This window comes from Curtobacterium sp. 9128, assembly GCF_007673775.1.
GTDB lineage: Bacteria > Actinomycetota > Actinomycetes > Actinomycetales > Microbacteriaceae > Curtobacterium.
Genome location: NZ_VEAF01000005.1, coordinates 291,559 through 313,330 on the forward strand (window position 1 = coordinate 291,559; position 21,772 = coordinate 313,330).

Below are 21,772 nucleotides of genomic sequence, written 5' to 3' on the forward strand. Positions count from 1 at the left end.
CCGGACGACGTCGACCGGTCATTCCCCATCCCTCGACGGAAGGCACCTCCGTGCGCGCAGCAGTCATCCACGCCCCTCGCGACGTCCGCGTCGAGGAGCGTGACACCCCCACACTCCTCGCTCCGGCCGACGCGGTCGTCCGCGTCGTCGCCGCGTGCGTGTGCGGGTCCGACCTCTGGCCGTACCGCGGGGTCCGCGACACGAAGGAGCCCCGCGCGATCGGGCACGAGTTCGTCGGCGTCGTCGAGCAGGTCGGTGACGACGTGGACGACCTGTCCGTCGGGGACTTCGTCATCGCGCCGTTCACGACGAACGACGGCACCTGCCAGGCCTGCGCCCACGGCATGACGAGCGGCTGCGACCACGGCTCGACGTTCGGCGTGACGCCGGACGCCTACGGTCTGCCGCTCGGCGGCGCCCAGGCCGAGTACGTCCGCGTGCCGGACGCCGCCGCGACGCTGGTCGTCGTGCCCGGGCCGGTCGACGACGCCCTGGTGCCGTCGCTCCTGACACTGTCCGACGTCTTCTCGACCGGACACCACGCCGCAGTCTCGGCCGAGGTCGGCCCGGGCAAGACCGTGGTCGTGGTCGGGGACGGCGCGGTCGGGCTGTCCGCGGTGCTCGCGGCCAAGCGTCTCGGCGCCGAGCGGATCATCGCGATGAGCCGGCACGCCGAGCGCCAGGCGCTGGCCCGGGACTTCGGCGCGACGGACATCGTCGACACCCGTGGCGACGAGGGCATCGCGGCCGTCAAGGCCCTGCTCGACGGGGACCTCGCCGACTGCGCGCTCGAGGCCGTCGGCACCGCCGAGAGCATGGACCAGGCACTCCGTGTCGTCCGTCCCGGCGGCAACGTCGGCTACGTGGGCGTCCCGGCGGGCGACCCCGAGTTGCCGATGCCGTTCCTGTTCGCGAAGAACATCACCGTCGGCGGCGGCATGGCCCCCGCGCGCGCCTACATCCCGGAGTTGCTGCCCGACGTGCTCTCGGGGGCGATCGAGCCCGGCCGGGTGTTCGACCTCGAGCTGCCCCTCGACGAGGCCGCGGAGGCGTACGCCGCGATGGACGAGCGCCGCGCGATCAAGGTGCTGCTGCGCCCGTAGCGGATACGCGGGGAATCGCGACGCTCCGCGCTGAGCGACCGACCACGGGCTCGCCGGCACCGGGACGGTCGCTCAGCGGAGGACGACGGAACAGCCCACCGGTGTTTCCGATCTGTAAACAAACCTTTCAGTAAAGAAGGTTGTCCGTTACAGTCCTCGACATGACCACACGAGGACGCACACCGGGCCAACCGGCACTGCTCCGCGTCCTGAACGACCGCGCGGCGCTCGGACTCCTCCTCGACGAGGGCCCGATGACCCGGAACGAGATCGCGCAGCGCACCGGCCTCAGCAAGCCGACCGCCGCCGAGATCATCCGCCGGCTCGAGGCCGCCGGGCTCCTGCGGGACGCGGGCACCGAGTCCCAGGCCGGCCGCCGGGGCCCGAGCGCCGCGGTGTACGAGGCGATCACCGACCGCGACCTCGCCGTCGCCGTGGACGTGCAGCTCGTCGACGTCCGCTCCACGGTGGTCGACGCCACCGGCCGGTCCTACGCCGTGGCGGAGCACCGCATGGACGAGGACGAGATGCGCGCCCCCGGCGAGGAGATCGTCGCCGCCGCCGTCGGTCGTGCCGCGGCAGCCGCCGGGGTCGACCCCGACCTCGTGACCGCCGTCGCCGTCGGCGTGCAGGCCAGCGTCGACCACGCCACCGACACCCTCATCTTCACCGACGGGCTCCCCGGCTGGCCGCGCGAGCGGGTCGCCGCCACGCTGTCCGCGGCGCTCGGCGTGCAGGTCGTCGTCGAGAACGACGCGAACCTCGCCGCGATCGCCGAGCGCAACATGGGAGCAGGACGGGCCCCGGTGAGCTTCGCGCTGCTGTGGATGGCGGAGGGCCTCGGCATGGCGCTCGACCTCGACGGTCGACTGCACGCGGGCGCCTCCGGAGCGGCCGGCGAGATCGGCTACCTGAGCGTGCCCGCCGACGCGCTCCCCCTCGACCCGACGGCGACGATCGTCGCGGACCTCATCTCCGAGTCCGCGATCACCGCGCTCGCCGCCGAACACGGGATCACGGCATCGGACGGCAGCGCTGCCGACTGGCGCCAGGTGCTCCCGCAGCTGCCCGGCCTCCCGGCGCAGCACCCCTTCACGACCGCCCTCGGCGAGCGCGTCGGGCACAACGTGCTGCCCGTCCTCGCCGTCGCCGATCCCGAGACGGTCGTGCTGCACGGCCCGACCGGCATCGCGGGCGGTCCCGCCCTGGCCGCCGCCGTGACCGCCTGGCTCCGGACCCGCTCGCGCTGGTCCACCGCCGTGGTGGCCCCCGGTGTCCCCGACACCCCCGTCCTGCACGGCGCACGACACGTCCTCATCGACGTCGTGCGCACCGCGCTCGCGGGACGACTCGACCGCATCAGCGACGACGCGACCGAGCCCGATCCCGCGCAGCGCGCCTGAGCCAGCACCACCGCCAGCTCCACCCACCCGCACCACTCGAGGCACCTCCACCCCAGCCCTGTCCGAGGGCTCCTCGGCGCGCCCGGAACCGGAACCGGCGCCGTCGAGGCGAGACCAGGAAGCGAGCACCGCATGACCCCGCACCCCGAGCACCGCATGACCCCGCACCGCCGGCACCACGTCCGGCGCATCATCACCGCGACGGCGATCGCCGTCACCGGCGCCGTCGTCATCGCCGGCTGCAGCTCCGGCAGCAGCGCGGCCTCGGTCGACAAGACCGCCCCGAAGGAGCTCAAGGGCACCGTCTCCCTGTGGCACTTCTTCACCGGACGCGAGGCCGGTGTCGTCAAGAGCGCGGTGGCCGGCTTCGAGAAGGCCAACCCCGGCGTCACGGTCGACATCCACGCCGGGCAGGACGACGAGAAGCTGCAGAAGGCGATCTCGTCGGGCCAGAGCATCGACGTCGGACTGTCCTACTCGACCGCCATCGTCGGGAGCTTCTGTTCCTCCGGCGCCTTCCGCGACCTGTCGCCGTACATCAAGCGGGACAAGGTCGACCTGTCCGACATCCCGAAGGCCGTGCGGTCGTACACCGAGTACAAGGGCACCCGGTGCACGCTCCCGGCGCTCGCCGACGTCAGCGCCTTGATGTACAGCAAGCCGGCGATGGCCGCGGCGGGGATCACCGAGCCGCCGAAGACGCTCGACGAGCTCAAGTCCGACGCGCTGAAGATGACGACCTACAACGCGGACGGCTCCATCAAGCAGCTCGGCTTCAACCCGCTCATCGACTTCTACGAGAACTCCCCCGAGCACTGGGCGCCGATGATCGACGGCTCGTGGCTGGACAGCAAGGGCAACAGCGAGATCGGCACGTCGGCGAACTGGAAGAAGCTCATCCAGTGGCAGAAGGACTTCGTCGACGCGATCGGTTACGACAAGCTCAAGGCGTTCACGTCCGGGCTCGGCCAGGAGTTCGCCGCGGACAACGCGTTCCAGACCGGGCAGGTCGCGATGCAGATCGACGGTGAGTACCGCACCGCGTTCATCAAGGACCAGAAGCCGGACCTGGACTACGGCACCGCGCCCACGCCGGTCATGGCCGGGGTCGGCCACTACGGCTCGACCTACATCGCGGGCAACGTCGCCGGGATCGCGAAGGGGTCGAAGAACCCCGAGCTGGCATGGGCACTGCTGAAGTACCTGTCGACGAACACCGACGCGCAGGTCACGATGGGCAACGGCCTGAAGAACATCCCGACGCTCACCTCGGCGCTGCAGTCCCCCGACCTCGAGGTCGACGCGAACTACAAGACCTTCGTCGACGTGGCCGGCAACGCGGACACGATGACGTCCCCCGGGACCGCTGACGGCGCCGCGTACATCGGCACCTTCACGAAGTTCTGGCAGGCGTACCAGGAGAACGGCGGCGACCTCGACGCCAAGCTCAAGAAGCTCGACTCCGACATCGACAACGCCAACCAGCTGGCAGGTCCGTGATGAGCGTCACGACCAAGACCGCCGGACGGGAGGCTCGGCCCGGCCGCGCCTCCAGGCCCACGGGCCCGACGGGGTCGGGTCCACTGCCCCCCGCCGCTCGGCGCCGCCGACGCCGCTCCGCCGAGTCCCGGCGGCGCCTGGTCGCCCTGACGATGCTCGCACCGGCACTGGTGGGCCTGGTGGTCTTCTTCGCCTACCCGCTCGTCGCGAGCATCTTCTACTCGTTCACGCGCTACAACCAGCTGCAGGAACCGCAGTTCGTCGGCCTGCTGAACTACCGGTTCCTGTTCACGCAGGACCCGCAGATCTGGCCGGCCGTCGTCAACACCGCGTGGTTCGTCGTCATCCTCGTGCCGGTCCGGATCGTCTGCGGGCTGCTCGTCGCAGGGCTGCTGTCGCGGGCCCGCACCGCGACCGGGTTCTGGCGGACGCTGTTCTACCTGCCCGCCCTGGTCCCGCCGGTCGCGAGCGTCGTGGCCTTCGTGTTCCTGTTCAATCCGGGGACCGGTCCCGTCAACCAGATCCTCAGGGTGTTCGGGATCGACGGACCGCTGTGGTTCAACGACCCCGCGTGGTCGAAGCCGTCGCTCGTGATCATGGGCGTCTGGGTGATGGGCGACATCATGATCATCTTCCTGGCGTCGCTGCTCGACGTGCCGCGTGACCTCTACGAGGCGGCGTCGCTCGACGGGGCGAACGGCGTCCAGCAGGTGCGGCACATCACCCTGCCGACGATCGCCCCCGTCATCGGGTTCGCGGCCGTCACGGGGGTGATCGCGGCCCTGCAGTACTTCACCGAGGCGGCCGTCGCCTCGGGGGTCGCGTCCGGCAAGGCGACGATCGGCGGTGGGACGGCAGCACAGCTCGGGTACCCGGGCACCTCGCTGCTGACCTACACCGAGCTGCTCTACCAGCACGGATTCGCCAACTTCCAGTTCGGGTACGCGTCCGCGATGGCCGTGGTGCTGTTCGTCGTCACCGCGATCGTGCTCGTGTTCACCATGCGCCGGATCAGCGTGTTCCGGCCGGAGGAGTCCTGATGACCGCCGTCTCCCAGTCGCCCCTCGCCCGTGCTCCCCGCGGCGCGGCACCCAGGACGGGCGAGCCCCGCAGGGGCCTGCTGCTCTGGATCGCCGAGCACGCCGCACTCGTGGCGCTCGGGGTCCTGACCATCGCACCGATCGTGTTCGTCGTCCTGACCTCGCTCATGTCGAGCAACCAGGCGCTGACGGCGTCGATCATCCCGGCGCCGTTCGACTTCTCGAACTACGCCCGGGTGTTCGACGAGCTGCCGCTGGCGCAGTGGTTCGGCAACTCGGCGATGTACGCCGTGCTGGCGACCGCGTTCATGCTCGTCAGCTCGGTGCCGGCCGCCTACGCCCTGGCGCAGATCCGGTTCAAGGGCGCGAACCTCGTCTTCACGGTGATCATCGTCGCGATGCTCCTGCCCCCGCAGGTCACCGCGGTGCCGGTCTACGTGATGTGGTCGCACCTGCACCTGACCGGCACGCTGTGGCCGCTGATCCTGCCGAACCTGCTCGGGGACGCGTTCAGCATCTTCCTGCTCCGGCAGTTCTTCATGACGATCCCGAAGGAGTACGGCGACGCCGCCCGGATGGACGGCTGCAGCGAGTGGGGCGTCCTGATGCGGGTCGTCGTGCCGATGGCCCGCCCGGGCATCGCCTCCGCGGCGATCTTCATGTTCTTCCACTCGTGGAACGACTACTACGGCCCGCTCCTCTACGCGTCCGAGAACCAGGCCGCCTGGCCGGTCGCGTACGGCCTCGCGACGTTCCGCGGCCAACACGGCACCGACTGGTCGATGACGATGGCGATGACCGTCGTCGTCATGGTCCCGGTCGTCGTCATCTTCTTCTTCGCACAGAAGGCATTCGTCGAGGGCATCGCGCTCACCGGCGTGAAGGGATAGCACCACAGTGAAACTCACAGTCATCGGCGGCGGTTCCACCTACACCCCCGAACTCGTGGACGGGTTCGCCCGCCTCCGCGATCAGCTCCCCATCGACGAGCTCTGGCTCGTCGACCCCGACCCGGTCCGCCGGGAACTCGTCGGCGGTGTCGCGACGCGGATGTTCGCCCACGCCGGCCACCCCGGCACCGTGCACGTGACCGACGACGTCGTCGCCGGGGTCACCGACGCCGACGCGGTCATGCTCCAGCTCCGCATCGGCGGTCAGGCCGCACGGCAGCAGGACGAGACCTGGCCGCACGAGGCCTGCTGCATCGGTCAGGAGACCACCGGACCCGGCGGGTTCGCCAAGGCGCTCCGCACCGTGCCCGTCGTCCTCGAGTACGCCGAACTCGTCCGGAAGCACGCCAAGCCGGACGCCTGGATCGTCGACTTCACGAACCCGGTCGGAATCGTCACCCGGGCACTGCTCGAGGCCGGCCACCGCGCCGTCGGCCTGTGCAACGTGGCGATCGGCTTCCAGCGGCGCTTCGCGAAGGAGTACGGCGTCGACCCGTCGGCCGTCCGCCTGGACCACGTCGGCCTCAACCACCTGACGTGGGAGCGGGGGGTGCACGTCACCGACGCATCCGGCGAGCGGGACGTGCTCGACGAGCTCCTCACCCCCGAGACCGGAGCCCTCGACCGGATGGCCGAGAGCGTGCACATGGCGCCGGACCTCATCCGCCTGCAGCACGCCGTCCCGTCCTACTACCTGCGGTACTTCTACGCGCACGACGTCGTCCTCGAGGAACAGCTCCACGAACCGACGCGCGCGGAGGCCGTCATGGCGACCGAACGGGCACTGCTGGCGAAGTACGCGGACCCGTCCGTCGTCACGAAGCCGGTCGAGCTCGAGCAGCGCGGCGGCGCGTACTACTCCGAGGCGGCGATCGACGTGCTGTCCTCGATCCTCGGCGACCGCGGCGACGTGCAGGTGCTCAACGTCCGCAACGACGGCACCTTCCCGTTCCTGCCCGACGACCACGTGATCGAGGTCCCGGCGCGCGTGACCCGGCAGGCGATCACCCCGCTGCCGGTCGCGCCGCTCGACCCCGACATGGCCGGCCTGGTGGCGCACGTCGCCGGCTACGAGCGGCTCGCGCTCGACGCCGCCGTGCGCGGCGGCCGCGACCGGGTGCTCCGCGCGATGTGGGCGCACCCCCTCGTCGGGCAGCTCGACCGGGCGGAGCGGCTCACGGACCTGCTGCTCGCCGCGAACGCCGACCTGATCCCGTGGACACGATCGGAGCAGGTGTCGTGGGCGGGATGAGCCGAGCCGGCGGGGCGGGGACGGCCCGGGCCTCCCGTCCGGCAGCCCCGTCGACGACGCTGCCGACCGGAGCCACCGGCGACGTCGTGCTCGCGGTGGACGGCGGCGGCAGCAAGACCGACGTGGTGGCGATCGGCCTGGACGGCACCCTCGTCGCCCACGCCCGCGGTCCGGGCTCGAACCCGCAGGTGCGCGGATGGGCACTCGCCGGCCCGATCCTCGACGACGTCCGAGCCCGGGTCCTGCGGGAGCTCGGCGACCGGCGGATCCTGACCACGCACGTGTACCTCGCGGGGCTCGACCTGCCGGACGAACTCGTCGCGGCCGGGGCCGCACTCGCCCACTGGGACGAGGACGGCGGCGCGCCGGACGTCCTCGACAACGACCTGTTCGCCCTGCTGCGCGCCGGGACGCTGTCGCCGGACGCCGCGGCCGTGGTGTGCGGGACCGGCATCAACGCCCTCGCGGTGCGCGCCGACGGGGAGACGTCCCGGTTCCCGGCGATCGGCGACGTCTCCGGGGACTGGGGCGGCGGTGCGTACCTCGGCAACCGGGCACTCTGGCACGCGGCTCGGGCGGACGACGGCCGCGGTCCGTCGACGGGCCTCGTCCGGGCTGTGCCGGCGGCGCTCGGGCTGGACTCCGTGCGCGAGGTCATCGAGGCGATCCACTTCGGACGGCTCGACGAGCGCGTGTTCAACCGGCTCTGCCCCGTGCTGTTCGACGTCGCGGCGACCGGTGACGAGGTCGCCCTCGGGGTCGTGGCGCGGCAGGCGGAGGAGATCGTGCTCCTGGCGTCGGTCGCACTCGGGCGCCTGGGCCTCGGCGGGTCGGCGACGTCGCCGGTGCCCGTCGTGCTCGGCGGCGGCGTGCTCGCGGCACGGCATCCGCTGCTCGTCGACGCGGTCGTCGCCGGGCTTGCCGCGCGTGTCCCGGGAGCCGTACCGACGTGGGTCACCGCTCCCCCGGTCCTGGGTGCGGGGTTCGCGGCGCTCGAGGCGGTCGGCGCCGGTCCGGAGGCGCTCGAGGAGTACCGCGCAGCCGTGCTGTCCCGCTCCTTCGCGAGCACGGCGGCGCTCCCGCTCGCCTAGGGCGTGCCGGGTGCGGTCCGGCACTCGTCTGCGCCACGGCCCGCGCTCGGCTTCGCCACGTCGCTCGCGGCTCCGCACGTCCCGCGGCTTCGCCCGTCCCGCGCTGAGCGACACTGCACGGGCTCGACGGCGCTGCGGTGTCGCTCAGTGCGAAACGGCGGAGCGCCCGGCTCAGGCGTCGCGGATCGCGAGCACCCGGTGCGGGGCCACCGCCTCGGCCCGCCAGCCTCCGGGCAGCGTGGCGTGCAGTTCCGGCAGCGTGAAGCTCCGACGGATCGAGCGCAGCCCGTCCACACGCACGAAGGTCCCCGCGGCGACGAGCGGCGACGCCAGCGCGTAGGCCCGGTACGCCGACACCGACCGCCGGATGTCCGAGTGCAGGCTCCGCCCGGACGCGAGCTGCTCGGAGTCGCCGAGGAACGCCGTCCGTGCCGCGTCGTCGAGGTGGTGCAGCACGTGGTTCGACACCACCACGTCGAACCGCTCCCCGGCCGCCACGAGGTCACCGCTCGACTGCTGCCGGAACGAGACCCCGCGCGGCGTCGAGCGCGCGGCCGCCTCGATCGCCCGGTGGTCGGGATCGACGCCGACGACCTCGAGGTCGAACCCGTCGCTGGCCGCCCACCGGACGAGCGCCCGTGCGAGGTCGCCCCCGCCACAGCCCAGGTCGAGGATGCGTCCTCGTCCCTGCGCCGGCAGCGCCGGCACGACGTGGGTCCGCCAGACGGAGCGCCATCCGCTGACGAGGGCGTTGACCACGGCGAACCGCCGGAAGGTGCGTTCCAGGGCGCGCGGGTCGCAGTCCGGGTCGTCCATGAGCTCCCGGAGGGTCAGGTCGCGCGTCCGCAGGTCGACCGGGAGGCTCGGCTCGCCTCCGTCGGCTCGACTCACCGGCTGCTCCCCACACGCTCCGGAACGGCGCTGACGGCTGCCGCAACGGCCCCGTCCGGCTGCCCGACCGCGGTCAGGTGTGCGCTCTCGACGGTCAGTCCCGGACCGAACGCCAGCGCGACGACCGGCGTCCCGTCCTCGACGCCGGCGTCGAGTGCGTCGCGCAGGACGAACAGCACCGTCGCGCTCGACATGTTGCCGTGGTCGCGGAGCACCGCCCGGCTGCTCGCCATCGCCGAGTCCGGGAGGTCCAGCGCGTCCTGCGTCCGGTCGAGGATCGCCCGACCGCCGGGGTGCACCGCCCAGATCGGCACCGCCGCCGCCGGCCCGTCGAGCAGGGACGAGACCGCTTCGACGACCGTGGCGCCGACGAGCTTCGGCACCGCCGTGCTCAGGACCATCTCGAAGCCCTCGTCGCCGATGTTCCAGGCCATCTCGGACGCACCCTCCGGCACGACCGTCGTCGCGAACGCATCGAGCCGGAGGCCGGGGCCGTCGGCGGTGACGACCACACCGGCGGCACCGTCCCCGAACACGCTGTTCGCGACGATCTGGTCGGGGTCGTCCGAGGCGCGCACATGCAGCGTGCAGAGCTCGGCGCAGACCACGAGCACGACGGCGGTGGGGTCCGCCTCGGCGAAGGCCGCTGCGCTCCGGATTGCAGGGAACGCCGCACAGCACCCCATGAAGCCGATGTGGTGCCGGAAGACGCCGCGGGGCAGACCGAGTTCCTGCACGATCGCCAGGTCGGGCCCCGGCTGCGTGAACCCGGTGCACGACACGGTGATGAGGTGCGTCACCGCCGCCGGGTCGGTGCCCGATCGCTCGAGGGCGTCGCGGGCGGCGGCGACGAACAGTGGCGGGGCCAGTTCGCGGTACCGGTCGTTGCGCATGCCGGTCGAGGGCGAGTGCAGCGTGCCGGTGTCGTCCCGGAACGCGCCGGGCGTCCGGTCGACGTCGAGCTCGGGGAGGACCGTGTGCCGGTGCTCGACCGCGGAGGCGTCGAACGCCGCCGGGAGGATCCGGCTCCCGAGTCGTCCGAGCCCGGGTTGCCGGGCGAAGAGGTCTCGGACGGCGGACTGTTCCAACGTCGTCGGAGGGACGGCGGTACCGATGGCGCGGATCGTTGCGGACACTCCTCATCCTGTCACCGGGTCGGTGATGCGTCCCCAGGATCACGGCAGAGACGCAGGATCACCGAGCGCTCCGGGGGCGGCCGGAGCGGACCGGAGCGCAGCGAGGCGGCCGGAACGGGCCGGAGCCCAGCGAACCGTGGGACGGACACGACACCACGTCAGTGCGTGGTGCGGTGTCCGTCCCGCGGTTCGGTGCAGTGCTGCTAGGCCTGCGCGCGCTCCAGGACGAGCTCGCGGACGCGCGCGGCGTCCGCCTGGCCCTGCATCGCCTTCATCACGGCGCCGATGATCGCGCCGGCGGCCTGGACCTTGCCGTCCTTGATCTTCGCGAGGACGTCCGGCTGCGCGGCGAGTGCCTCGTCGACGGCTGCGGTGAGAGCGGAGTCGTCGGAGACCACCTTGAGCCCGCGGGACTCCACGACCTGTGCCGGCGAGCCCTCGCCGGCGATGACGCCGTCGAGCACCTGGCGAGCCAGGCGGTCCGTGAGGTCACCCGCCTCGACGAGTCCGATCAGCTCGGCGACGTGCGCGGGGCTGACGAGGTCGCCTGCAGCGGCGTCCCGCGTGTTGGCGACACGGCTGATCTCGCCGGTCCACCACTTGCGTGCCGCCTGGGCCGGGGCGCCGGCAGCGACCGTCGCCTCGACCTCGTCGAGCAGCCCGCCGTTCACGACGTCCTGGAACTCGAGGTCGGCGAAGCCCCACTCGCCCTTGAGCCGACGACGACGGGCGACGGGCGCCTCGGGCAGGGAGGCCCGCAGCTCCTCGATCATCGCCGGGTCGGGGACGACCGGGAGCAGGTCGGGCTCCGGGAAGTAGCGGTAGTCGTCGGCGTCGGACTTCGGGCGACCTGCGGACGTCCGACCGGTGTCCTCGTGCCAGTGCCGGGTCTCCTGGGTGATCGTCCCACCGTCCGCGAGGATCGCCGCCTGCCGCTGGATCTCGTAGCGGATGGCGCGCTCGACGGCCCGGAACGAGTTGACGTTCTTCGTCTCGGTACGGGTACCGAGCTTCTCCTGACCCCAGGGGCGCAGCGAGATGTTCGCGTCACAGCGCAGGTTCCCGCGCTCCATGCGGGCCTCGGAGACGCCGAGCGCACGCACGAGGTCACGGATGACCTGCACGTAGGCGGCACCGAGCTCGGGTGCGCGGTGCGCGGCGCCGAAGATCGGCTTCGTGACGATCTCGACGAGCGGCACACCCGCCCGGTTGTAGTCGACGAGGGAGTACTCGGCGCCCTGGATGCGCCCGGTCGCGCCACCGACGTGCGTGAGCTTGCCGGCGTCCTCTTCCATGTGGGCGCGTTCGATCGGCACCTGGAAGAGCGTGCCGTCGGCGAGTTCGACCTCGACCTCCCCCTCGAAGGCGATGGGCTCGTCGTACTGCGAGATCTGGTAGTTCTTCGGGTTGTCCGGGTAGAAGTAGTTCTTCCGCGCGAACCGGGAGGACTCGGCGATCGAGCACCCGAGCGCGAGCCCGAGGTTGATCGAGAAGCGCACGGCCTGCTCGTTCACGACCGGCAGCGAGCCCGGCAGGCCGAGGTCGACCGGCGTGACGTTGGTGTTCGGTTCGCCGCCGAAGAAGTTCGGCGCGTCCGAGAACATCTTCGTCTTCGTCGCGAGCTCGACGTGCACCTCGAAGCCGAGGACCGGCTCGAAGCGCTCGATCGCCTCGTCGAAGTCCATGAGTGCGTCCTTGGCGGCCATCAGACCACGCCTTCCTCTGCTGCCGACTGCTGACCGAGGTCGAGGTCGGGGATCCGGTCGATGAGCGGAGCACCCCACTGCTGCTCGAGCAGACGCTCCAGGGCGGCGCCGTAGCGGTACAGCCGGGCGTCCTCACGCTGGGGGGCCATCAGCTGCACGCCGGTGGGCAGCGAGTCCTCCGGCGCGAGACCGTTCGGGATGCTCATGCCGGGGACACCGGCGAGGTTCGCCGGGATCGTCGTGAGGTCGTTGAGGTACATCGAGAGCGGGTCGTCGAGCCGTTCCCCGAGCGGGAACGCGGTCGTCGGCGCGGAGGGGCTGATGAGCAGGTCGACCTCGGCGAACGCCTTGTCGAAGTCGCGCTGCACCAGCGTCCTGACCTTCTGCGCGCTGCCGTAGTAGGCGTCGTAGTACCCGGCGCTCAGCGCGTAGGTGCCGAGGATGATGCGGCGCTTGACCTCCGGTCCGAAGCCGGCTTCACGCGTGGCAGCCATGACGTCCTCGACCGTCGCGCCACCCTCCGGCGTGACCCGGAGCCCGAAGCGGACCGAGTCGAACTTCGCCAGGTTCGACGACGCCTCGGCCGGGAGGATCAGGTAGTACGCGCTGATGGCGTACGCGAAGCTCGGCGCGTCGATCTCGACGACGACCGCCCCGGCGGCCTCGAGGATCGCGACGGTCTCCTGGAAGCGCTGGGTGACGCCAGCCTGGAAGCCCTCGCCGCCGGCGAGTTCCTTGACGACGCCGACGCGCAGGCCGGCGAGCGTGTCGGCCTGCAGCCCGTCACGGGCGGCGGCGGCGAACGACGGCCACTCCTGCGGGATCGACGTGGAGTCCTTCGGGTCGTGCCCGCCGATGACGTCGTGCAGCAGTGCTGCGTCGAGGACGGTCCGGGCGACCGGGCCGACCTGGTCGAGGCTCGACGCGAGGGCGATCGAGCCGTAGCGGCTCACACCGCCGTACGTGGGCTTCACGCCGACGGTCCCGGTCACGGCACCGGGCTGACGGATCGACCCGCCGGTGTCGGACCCGAGCGCCAGCGGTGCCTCGTGCGCGGCGACCGCGGCGGCGGAACCGCCGCCGGAACCGCCGGGGATGCGGTCGAGGTCCCACGGGTTGCGCGTCGGGCCGAACGCCGAGAACTCGGTCGTCGACCCCATGGCGAACTCGTCCATGTTCGTCTTGCCGAGCGGGACCATGCCGGCGCGCCGGAGCTTGGCGACCGTCGTGGCGTCGTACGGCGGCACCCATCCTTCGAGGATCTTCGACCCCGAGGTGGAGGGCATGTCGATCGTGCAGAGCACGTCCTTGATGGCGACGGGCACGCCGGCGAGGGCGCCGAGGTCGTCACCGGCGGCACGGCGCGAGTCGATCGACTTCGCGACGGCGAGGGCGTTCTCGTTCACGTGCAGGAACGCGTGCACGTCCGGGTCGACGGCCGCGATGCGGTCGAGGTGGGCCTGCGTCGCCTCGACGCTGGAGACGTCGCGCGCCACGAGGGCGTCCGCGAGCGCCGCGGCGCTGAGGCGGGTGATGTCGTCGGTCACTGTTCTTCTCCCAGGATGGCCGTCACACGGAACCGCTCGCCGTCGGAGTCGGGCGCCCCGGAGAGCGCCTGCTGCTGCGTGAGCGTCTCGCCGACCACGTCGGGTCGGAGGACGTTCGGCAACGCGACCGGGTGGCTCGTCGCGGGGACGTCCGGCGTGGCGACCTCGGTCACCTTCGCGACGCTGTCGACGATCTGCGACAGCTCCCCGGTCAGCTTGGCGATCTCGTCCGGCGTGAGGGCGATGCGCGCGAGGTTCGCCAGGTGGGCGACCTGCTCGCTCGTGATGTCAGGCATGGTGCTCCGTCGATCGGTTCGTGGAAGCACCCAGTCTATTGGCCGCTTCGACCGGGGTCGGTTGCGACCCCGCCGCTGTGGACGGGTCGCCCTCGGCGACGAGGGTGTGGAGGAACCGCCTGGAGGCCCGGTGCCGGTCCGTCGGACCGCCACCGGGCCTCCAGGCCGTCGCCGCTACTGCCCTGCTGCGGGAGCCGCGGGAGCAGCCGGAGCCGCCGGGGTCGAGGGCTGGGTGTTCCCGGGGGTCGTCGAGCCACCGGACGAGCCGGACGATCCCGACGATCCCGTGGCACCGGACGTCGACGAGGACGACGGCGGAGCCTGCACCTGCCCGATCATCGCCGGGTCGGGCGCCGGGAGCGCTCCCCCGCCGACGTGGGCGTCGAGGTACTGCATCATCGACTTCCCGATGCCGAACTTCGCGCTGTACCCGGTCGTGTGCTGCAGGAACGGCCAGTTCGCCAGCGGCACGTTGCCCGAGACGTTGCCCACCCAGGTGGCGTTCGTGTACTTGGTGGTCGACGCCACCAGCCAGTTCTGGACGTCGCCGTCCGTGGTGCCGGTCTTGGCGAACTTCGGCGTGCTGTCTCCCGGGTTCGCGCTCTCCGCGGTGCCGTTGCCGTGCAGGACGCCCTGCAACGCGTAGTCGACGGTGCCCGCGACCTCCTTCGAGACGCCCTGGGTGCAGCTCGTCGGCGTCGGTGTGATCTTCGCGCCGTCCGCGGTGGTGACCGAGTCGATCGCGGTCGGCGTGCAGACGATGCCGTCGTTGGCGAACCCGGCGTAGGCCTCGGCGAGGTCGATGGGCGAGAGCTCGTTGATGCCGAGGATCGAGGCCGGGTATTCCTTCAGTGGCGTGCCGTCGGCGCGGTGGATGCCCATCGACTGCGCGAGCTGCGTGATCTTGCACAGGTCGAGCTGCTTGCCCATCGCGGCGAAGGCCGTGTTGATCGACTCGGTGGTGGCGTCCTGGACGGTCATGGACGGCGGGACGTTCTCGGCGTTCGCGACCTGCCAGGGCGAGCCCCCGACCCCTTGGCACGAGTTGGTGAACTCACTCTGCGGGAAGGTGTGCTCCGTCGTGGGGACCGACTCCGACAGGGTGTGTCCGGTCGCGAGCCACTCCGCCAGGGTGAACACCTTGTACGTCGAACCGGTCTGGAAGCCCCCGGAGTTGCCGTAGTCGATGTCCGCGCTGTAGTTCACCGCGGTCTCGCCGGGGCCAGCGGAGTCGGACTGCGTGTACGTCGTGTTCTGGACCATGGACAGGATGCGGCCGGTCCCCGGTTCGACGGTGACGTTCGACCCGCCGGCGTTGACGCCAGCCATCGTGGTGGGGACGTACGTCGACAGGGCGTTCTGCGCCTGGGCCTGGAGGTCGAGGTCGAGGGACGTGTGGATCTGCAGCCCCTCGGTGTCGAGTGCGCCGATGCGGTCGGCGGTGGTCTTGCCGAACGCGGGGTCCTGCAGCACCTGGTCGCGGACGTAGTCGCAGAAGTACCCGGCGTCGTGGTCGGTCGCCGCGGCGGAGCACCCGTTCGCCGTCGGGGTGATCTTCGGCTGCACCGGCGTCGCGATCGCCTGCTGCTCCTCGGCCTTGGTGATCGAGTGGTGCGCGAGCATCCGGCGGAGCACGTAGTCGCGGCGGTCCTTCGTCGCCTTGTAGCCGTTCGCCGCTCCGTTGGCGGTCGAGTCCGGCTGGTCGATGCGCAGGTTCGAGGGGTTGTTCAGGATCGCGACGAGCGTGGCCGACTGCACGAGGGACAGGTCCTTCGCCGAGACACCGAAGTAGTACTGCGCACCGGCCTCGGCGCCGTACACACGACCGCCGAGCCCGACGATGTTGAGGTACCCCGTCAGGATGTCCTGCTTCGAGTACTTCTTGTTCACCGCGATCGCGTAGCGCATCTCCTGCAGCTTCCGCTCCGGGGTGACACCGGCGGCGTCCTGGTAGCAGGCGTCGATCTTCGCCTTCGTCGCCGCCGCGTCCTTGCCGGTGAGCTGCTCGCACTGCTGCACGAGGACGTTCTTCACGTACTGCTGCGTGATGCTCGAGCCGCCCTGCACGTCCCCGCCGACCGCGGTGGCGGCAGCGCCGCGGAGCGTGCCGATGACGTCGATGCCGCCCTCGTCGTAGTACCGGGGGTCCTCGGTGTCGATCGCGGCCTGCTTGAGCGTCGTCGCGATGGCGTCGGACTTCACGATCGTGCGGTTCTCGGCGTAGAACGAGGCGATCTTGACGTCCTGGCCGCCCTGCTTCGCGTAGACGGTCGACACCTGCTGCGGGGTCTGGACGTCGAGGTAGCTCGGCAGGTCCTCGAAGAACGCCGCCGCACCGGACGCGCCCTCGCCGGCCACCGCGACGGCCGGGGTGACCGCGACCGCGACGAGCAGGCCGGCGAGCGCGGACATCACGACGAACATCAGGAAGGAGCCCGGCCACCGCATCACACGCATGGACTGCACCGTAGGGAGCCGCCCTGGACCGGGACTGCTGCGGAGGCCGTCGAAGCTGCAGCGGTCCACAGGTTGCGGTCACGATCGGGTCACAGACCAAGCCGCCGACCACCCCGGGAGCGGCAGGTCCGGTCGGTGCGGAGCGTCGCGCAGCAGCCGACTCGGAGCAACGGGTCGAGCGGTGTCAGTCTCGCGGCTGCAGGTCCTGCGGACGGACCAGGAACATGTCCGGCGACACCTGCACGAGCCCCTCGCCGCGTCCGTTGCCGCGGTGGTCCCGGCCGCGGACCAGATCGCTCCGGCCCACGGCGATGAGCGCGACGTCGTGCAGCGAGGCCGTCCCGGGCTTGAGGTAGTCGTTGTGCCCGATCGGCCTCCGGAAGACGTCACCGGCGTCCGCGGTGTCGATCCCACCGGCGAGGTCGAGGACCGTCGACCCGAACCCGGCCCCGCCCGGGTCGACGCCGAAGTACCCGGAACCGGCGATGGGGTCCCAGTGCGCCCCGCCGACGAAGACCCCGCCGGCACCGACGGCGAGCTGGGACGCGCTCCGGACGTCACTGCCGGGTGACCCGAGGAGCGTCAGGCTGTCCGCGTGCATGTGCCCAGACGACAGGGCGATGAGGGCCGTCGTCGACCCGTACGAGTGCGCCACGATCCCCATCCGCGGCTCGGCACCCGCGCGCGTCTGCTGGATCCCGTCGACCACACGCTCGAGCCGGTGCGCACCGGTCTTCGCCAGGTCGAGCGACAGGATGTTCGACAGGTCGGGCGTCCGGTACCCCATCCACGCGACGACCGCGAGTCCCGTCCCGGCACCGGGTGCCGCGATCGGCGACAGCGTCGCCTGTTCGTCGTAGAGGTCGCCGGCCGTCGCGGTGAAGTCGACCATCTGACCGGTGACGGTGAAGAACATCCCGGGGACCACCACCGTCACGTCCGCCGCGGTGCTGAGGTCGCCGAGCGCGATGGCCGCCCGACCCGATCCGCGCGTGTCGAGCGCCATCAGCGTCTTCGGCGGCCCGTCGGGGTCCGGGACGAGCGACGCGCGGACCTGCCCGAGCATCGCCCGCTCGGAGGCCGTGGTCCGGTCGTCGGCGAGCGCGCGGGCGAGCACGGTGCGGTTCGCGCGGTCCCGGGCGGCGTACGGCAGGCCGTCGAGGTTGCCGACGACGACGGGGGCGTCCTGCTCGAGCCGCGCCTGGACGCCGGCGCCGAGTCCGGCCCACCACGAGCGCGCGACCGCCGCCGAGGGCGGGTCGTCCATCGCGGTGGCGGCGACGCGCGGGTCACGATCCGCGGCTGCGAGGACCGCTCGGGAGGCTGTGCTCAGGTCGTCGAGGAACGCGCGGCCGTGGTCGGCCTGCAGGTCGGCGAGGTCGGGGTGCGCTCCGGACGCGACCTGCGGCTGGGCATCGGCGGTGCGGTGGACGACCGCGACGACGTCGCTCGGGGCTTCGGGCACCACCGGAGACCCGAGCACTCCGAGGGAGTGCATCGAGGCGGTGAGCAGTGCAGCGGCGAGCAGCAGCAATACCGGTCTCCCCCGGGCGGGCCGTCCCGTCGACCCCCTGCAGGCGACAGGTGATGCGCTTCCGAGTGTAAGGAGATCGGCGGACATCGGGCCGTTCGTCGGCGACTTGTCCCCCGAACTGGGCACGTCGCCGCGGGGATGCCCGCTCCCGGTCAGTCGGCCGTGGTCGCTCCCGGGGCGTCGGTGGTCGTGGCGCCGTCGCTCGTGTCGCTCGTGTCGCTCGTATCGCTCGTGTCGCTCGTGTCGCTCGTGTCGTTCGTGTCGCTCGTTGCGCTGTTCGCGTCGTCCGGATCGGGCTCGGTCTCGGTCGCGTCCGGCAGTGCGCTCGGCCCCTCGGTCACCAGGATGCGGAACTGCTCCGCGTCGATGATGCGGAGCCCGAGTTGCTCGGCCTTGGTCAGCTTCGAGCCGGCACCGGGACCCGCCGCGACGAAGTCGGTCTTCTTGCTGACGCTCGACGCGGCCTTGCCGCCGGCGGCGATGATCGCCTCGAGCGCACCTTCGCGCGTGTACCCCTCGAGCGATCCGGTCGCGACCACCGTCAGGCCGCTGAGGACGCCTCCCTCGGTGTCGACGGCCCCGGGGCCCGGGTGTCCCGGCGTCGTGAACTGGACGCCGGCCGCGGTCCAGCGGTCGATGACCTCTTGATGCCAGTCGACCGCGAACCAGTCGAGCAGGGCGTCGGCGATGATCCCGCCGACGCCGTCCACCGCGGCGAGCTCGTCGCGGGAGGCGTTCCGGATCGCGTCGAGCGACCCGAAGTGGTTCGCGAGCGCCCGAGCGGCGACCGGTCCGACGTGGCGGATGCTCAGGCCGACCATGATGCGCCACAGCGGCTTCGTCTTGGCCGCGTCGATGTTGGCGAGCATCTCGAACGCGTTCTTCGACGGGTAGCGGCTGGGCTCGCCCGTGTAGGCCGCACCGCGGGCGTCCGGGTCGAACGGCGGGTCGGTCTTCTTGCGGGCCCGGCTGAACGGGGTGACCCGCTTCGGGGTCCCGTCGCCGTCGGTCTTCTCCATGCCGGTCTCGGCGTCGCGGACGATCACCTCGATGGGCACGATGTCCTCCAACGTGAGGTCGAACAGGCCCGCCTCGGTCCGGAGCGGCGGCGTCTCCGGGCGCAGCGGCTGCGTCAGTGCCGCAGCGGCCACCTCACCGAGGCCCTCGATGTCGAGCGAGCCGCGGGACGCGATGTGCTCAACACGACCCCGGACCTGCGCCGGGCAGCTCTCGGCGTTCGGGCAGCGGAGGTCGATGTCGCCCTCCTTCGCGGGCGCGAGCGGGGTGCCGCACTCCGGGCACGCCGTCGGCATGACGAACTCACGCTCCGAGCCGTCGCGGAGCTCCACGACCGGCCCGAGCACCTCGGGGATGACGTCGCCGGCCTTGCGCAGCACGACGGTGTCGCCGATGAGGACGCCCTTCGCCTTGACCACCTGCTGGTTGTGCAGGGTCGCCTGGCGGACGACGGAACCGGCGACCTCTGCCGGGGCCATCACGGCGAACGGCGTCGCCCGCCCCGTCCGCCCGACGCTCACCACGATGTCGAGGAGCTTCGTGTGCACCTCTTCCGGCGGGTACTTGTACGCGATCGCCCACCGCGGGGCACGGGAGGTCGACCCGAGCTCCTCGTGCAGCCCGAGGTCGTCGACCTTGATCACGATGCCGTCGATCTGGTGCTCCACCGAGGCACGACGTTCGCCGTAGTCCCGCACGAACCCGAGGACCTCGTCGATGGTGTCGAACACGCGGTGGTGCGTCCCCGTCGGCAGACCCCACGCGTGCAGCAGCTCGTAGACCTCGGACTGGGAGCGGACCTCGGTGTCGCGTTCGAGTTCGCGCACCGGCCACGCCCCGATGCCGTGCACGAGCATCCGCAGTCGTCGGAGGCGGTCGACCATGAGTTCGCGCTTGGCCGGCGACTTGCCGTCCTCCTTCTGGCGGAGCGAGCCGGCTGCGGCGTTCCGCGGGTTGGCGAAGACCCGCTCCCCCGCGTCGCGCTGCTTCGCGTTGAGCTCGTCGAACTGCTCCACCGGGAAGAAGATCTCGCCGCGGACCTCGACCAGCGGCGGGTGACCGGTGCCGGACAGTCGCTCCGGGATCGTGCCCATGGTGAGCACGTTGCCGGTGACGTCCTCGCCGACGACGCCGTCGCCGCGGGTCGCCGCCGTGACGAGACGGCCGTCCTCGTAGCGGAGGTTGATCGCGAGGCCGTCGATCTTCAGCTCGGTGAGGAACCGGACGCGCTCGGACCCGGCGTCACGCTGGACCTTGACGGCCCAGTCGGTGAGTTCTTCGGGGCTGAAGACGTTGTCGAGCGAGAGCATCCGCTCGGCGTGCTCGACGGGGGCGAACTGCGTCGTCTCCGCCCGGCCGCCGACGGTCTGGGTCGGGCTGTCCTCGGTCAGGAGCTCCGGGAAGCGCTCTTCGATCGCCGCGAGCCGGTGCACCAGGGCGTCGTACTCGGCGTCGGAGGCGGGCGAGCCGTTGCCTTCGTAGTAGCGGTCGCGCAGCTCGTTGACGCTCGCGCGCAGCCGGTCGACCTCGCGACCCGCCTGGCCGGCGTCCAGCTCGGCGGGGTCCATGGTCTCGAACGTGGCGTCGGTCTCGCTCATGCCACCAGTTCTACCGTGCACCACCGACCCGGCGTGCAGCGGACCCGCACCCCGGGAGCGGCGCAGCCGAGCGGGCGCGTGCCGGGACCCTCCCCCGCCGTGACGAGCGTCGATCCGTCGTCGGCGGGGCCGCCGTCAGGCGTCGACGGGGACGGCGCTCACGGTCGTGTCGATCGTGCACTGTCCGAGCACGCGGGTGCCGACGTAGACCACCGCGGTCTGGCCGGGGGCGACGCCGGAGAGCGGCGCGTCGACGTCGATGACGAGGGCGCCGTCGGCCACGCGGGCCGTCGCGGGGACGGGGTCGGCGTGCGCGCGGATCTGGACGTCGCACGCGAACGGCACGGACGGGTCGACCGGCGCCGAACCGGCCCAGGTGAACCGGGCACCGGACAGCGAGGTGACGTCGAGCGCCTCCTTCGGGCCGACCACCACGGTGTTGTCCTTCGGGCGGATCTCGAGCACGAAGCGGGGCTTGCCGTCCGGCGCCGGGCGGCCGAGTGCGAGCCCGCGGCGCTGACCCACGGTGTAGCCGGTCGCACCCTCGTGCGCGCCGACCACCGTCCCGTCGCGCTCGACGACGTCGCCGGGAGCGGTCCCGACGCGGTCGGCGAGCCAGCCCCTGGTGTCGCCGTCCGGGATGAAGCAGATGTCGTAGGAGTCGGGCTTCTGCGCGACGGTGAGGCCCCGCGCCGCCGCCTCTGCCCGGACCTCGTCCTTCGAGGGGGTGGCCCCGAGCGGGAACATCGCATGCTGGAGCTGCTCGGCGGTGAGCACGCCGAGCACGTACGACTGGTCCTTCGCCCACGCGGCGGAGCGGTGCAGTTCGCGGGTGCCGTCCGCGCCGGTCACGATCGAGGCGTAGTGCCCCGTGCAGACGGCGTCGAAGCCGAGGGCCAGGGCCTTCTCGAGGAGTGCGGCGAACTTGATCCGCTCGTTGCAGCGCATGCAGGGGTTCGGCGTCCGACCGGCCTGGTACTCGGCCACGAAGTCGTCGACGACGTCCTCCTTGAACCGCGCCGAGAAGTCCCACACGTAGTACGGGATCCCGAGGGCCGAGGCCGCGCGCTGGGCGTCCATCGAGTCCTCGATGGTGCAGCACCCGCGGCTGCCGGTCCGGAGCGTCCCGGGCATCCGGCTCAGCGCGAGGTGCACCCCGACGACGTCGTGGCCGGCGTCGACTGCCCTGGCCGCGGCCACCGCCGAGTCGACCCCACCGCTCATCGCCGCCAGAACACGCATGCATCCAGG

General features: G+C 71.8%; 16 protein-coding genes. 7 read left to right on the forward strand and 9 right to left on the reverse strand.

What is annotated here, in order from left to right:
* The first annotated feature begins 50 nt into the window (after positions 1-50).
* The 7 genes from FS641_RS12830 (at position 51) to FS641_RS12860 (ending at position 8,339) form a co-directional block, all read left to right on the forward strand.
* Positions 51-1,103 carry a zinc-binding dehydrogenase gene (locus FS641_RS12830; RefSeq protein ID WP_144764376.1) on the forward strand — a complete coding sequence of 351 codons (1,053 nt, stop codon included), beginning with the start codon at positions 51-53 and terminating at the stop codon, positions 1,101-1,103.
* 161 nt (positions 1,104-1,264) lie between these two features.
* On the forward strand, positions 1,265-2,506 hold the full coding sequence (locus FS641_RS12835; RefSeq protein ID WP_144764378.1) for an ROK family transcriptional regulator: 1,242 nt from the start codon (positions 1,265-1,267) through the stop codon (positions 2,504-2,506).
* 132 nt (positions 2,507-2,638) lie between these two features.
* Positions 2,639-4,006, forward strand: coding sequence for an extracellular solute-binding protein (locus FS641_RS12840; RefSeq protein ID WP_144764380.1), 1,368 nt, complete (start codon positions 2,639-2,641; stop codon positions 4,004-4,006).
* Positions 4,006-5,046 carry a carbohydrate ABC transporter permease gene (locus FS641_RS12845; protein ID WP_222122092.1) on the forward strand — a complete coding sequence of 347 codons (1,041 nt, stop codon included), beginning with the start codon at positions 4,006-4,008 and terminating at the stop codon, positions 5,044-5,046. Before FS641_RS12840 ends, FS641_RS12845 begins: the two co-directional genes overlap by 1 nt.
* Complete coding sequence (locus FS641_RS12850) at positions 5,046-5,936, forward strand: carbohydrate ABC transporter permease (RefSeq protein WP_144764382.1); 891 nt, start codon at positions 5,046-5,048, stop codon at positions 5,934-5,936. Before FS641_RS12845 ends, FS641_RS12850 begins: the two co-directional genes overlap by 1 nt.
* Positions 5,937-5,943: 7 nt before the next feature.
* Positions 5,944-7,248 (forward strand): 6-phospho-beta-glucosidase, encoded by a 1,305-nt coding sequence (locus FS641_RS12855; protein WP_144764384.1) that lies wholly within the window; start codon positions 5,944-5,946, stop codon positions 7,246-7,248.
* Positions 7,245-8,339, forward strand: a complete 1,095-nt coding sequence (locus FS641_RS12860; protein WP_144764386.1) for an N-acetylglucosamine kinase — start codon at positions 7,245-7,247, stop codon at positions 8,337-8,339. Before FS641_RS12855 ends, FS641_RS12860 begins: the two co-directional genes overlap by 4 nt.
* Positions 8,340-8,510: 171 nt before the next feature.
* Here the strand turns inward: FS641_RS12860 and FS641_RS12865 are convergent, their stop codons facing one another.
* The 9 genes from FS641_RS12865 to mnmA form a co-directional block, all read right to left on the reverse strand.
* Positions 8,511-9,230 (reverse strand): methyltransferase domain-containing protein, encoded by a 720-nt coding sequence (locus tag FS641_RS12865; protein ID WP_144764388.1) that lies wholly within the window; start codon positions 9,228-9,230, stop codon positions 8,511-8,513.
* Entirely contained in the window at positions 9,227-10,366 is a 1,140-nt protein-coding gene (locus tag FS641_RS12870) for a type III polyketide synthase (protein ID WP_144764390.1), read from the reverse strand. The genes FS641_RS12865 and FS641_RS12870 overlap by 4 nt, the downstream gene beginning before the upstream one ends.
* Before the next feature lie 203 nt (positions 10,367-10,569).
* The gene (gene gatB / locus FS641_RS12875; RefSeq protein WP_144764392.1) at positions 10,570-12,072 is read right to left on the reverse strand and encodes an Asp-tRNA(Asn)/Glu-tRNA(Gln) amidotransferase subunit GatB; all 1,503 of its coding nucleotides are present in this window, start codon (positions 12,070-12,072) and stop codon (positions 10,570-10,572) included.
* The gene (gatA, locus tag FS641_RS12880) at positions 12,072-13,619 is read right to left on the reverse strand and encodes an Asp-tRNA(Asn)/Glu-tRNA(Gln) amidotransferase subunit GatA (protein ID WP_144764394.1); all 1,548 of its coding nucleotides are present in this window, start codon (positions 13,617-13,619) and stop codon (positions 12,072-12,074) included. Before gatA ends, gatB begins: the two co-directional genes overlap by 1 nt.
* Positions 13,616-13,915 (reverse strand): Asp-tRNA(Asn)/Glu-tRNA(Gln) amidotransferase subunit GatC, encoded by a 300-nt coding sequence (gatC, locus tag FS641_RS12885; protein ID WP_144764396.1) that lies wholly within the window; start codon positions 13,913-13,915, stop codon positions 13,616-13,618. Before gatC ends, gatA begins: the two co-directional genes overlap by 4 nt.
* Before the next feature lie 174 nt (positions 13,916-14,089).
* The gene (locus FS641_RS12890; protein WP_260855815.1) at positions 14,090-16,372 is read right to left on the reverse strand and encodes a transglycosylase domain-containing protein; all 2,283 of its coding nucleotides are present in this window, start codon (positions 16,370-16,372) and stop codon (positions 14,090-14,092) included.
* A 184-nt stretch (positions 16,373-16,556) separates the two neighbouring features.
* Positions 16,557-17,837, reverse strand: coding sequence for an alpha/beta hydrolase (locus tag FS641_RS12895; protein WP_144764398.1), 1,281 nt, complete (start codon positions 17,835-17,837; stop codon positions 16,557-16,559).
* A 221-nt stretch (positions 17,838-18,058) separates the two neighbouring features.
* Positions 18,059-20,521: an NAD-dependent DNA ligase LigA gene (gene ligA, locus FS641_RS12900; protein WP_186317747.1), complete on the reverse strand. Its 2,463-nt coding sequence runs from the start codon at positions 20,519-20,521 to the stop codon at positions 18,059-18,061.
* A gap of 135 nt (positions 20,522-20,656) precedes the next feature.
* The gene (mnmA, locus tag FS641_RS12905; protein WP_144764400.1) at positions 20,657-21,763 is read right to left on the reverse strand and encodes a tRNA 2-thiouridine(34) synthase MnmA; all 1,107 of its coding nucleotides are present in this window, start codon (positions 21,761-21,763) and stop codon (positions 20,657-20,659) included.
* Positions 21,764-21,772: the final 9 nt, after the last annotated feature.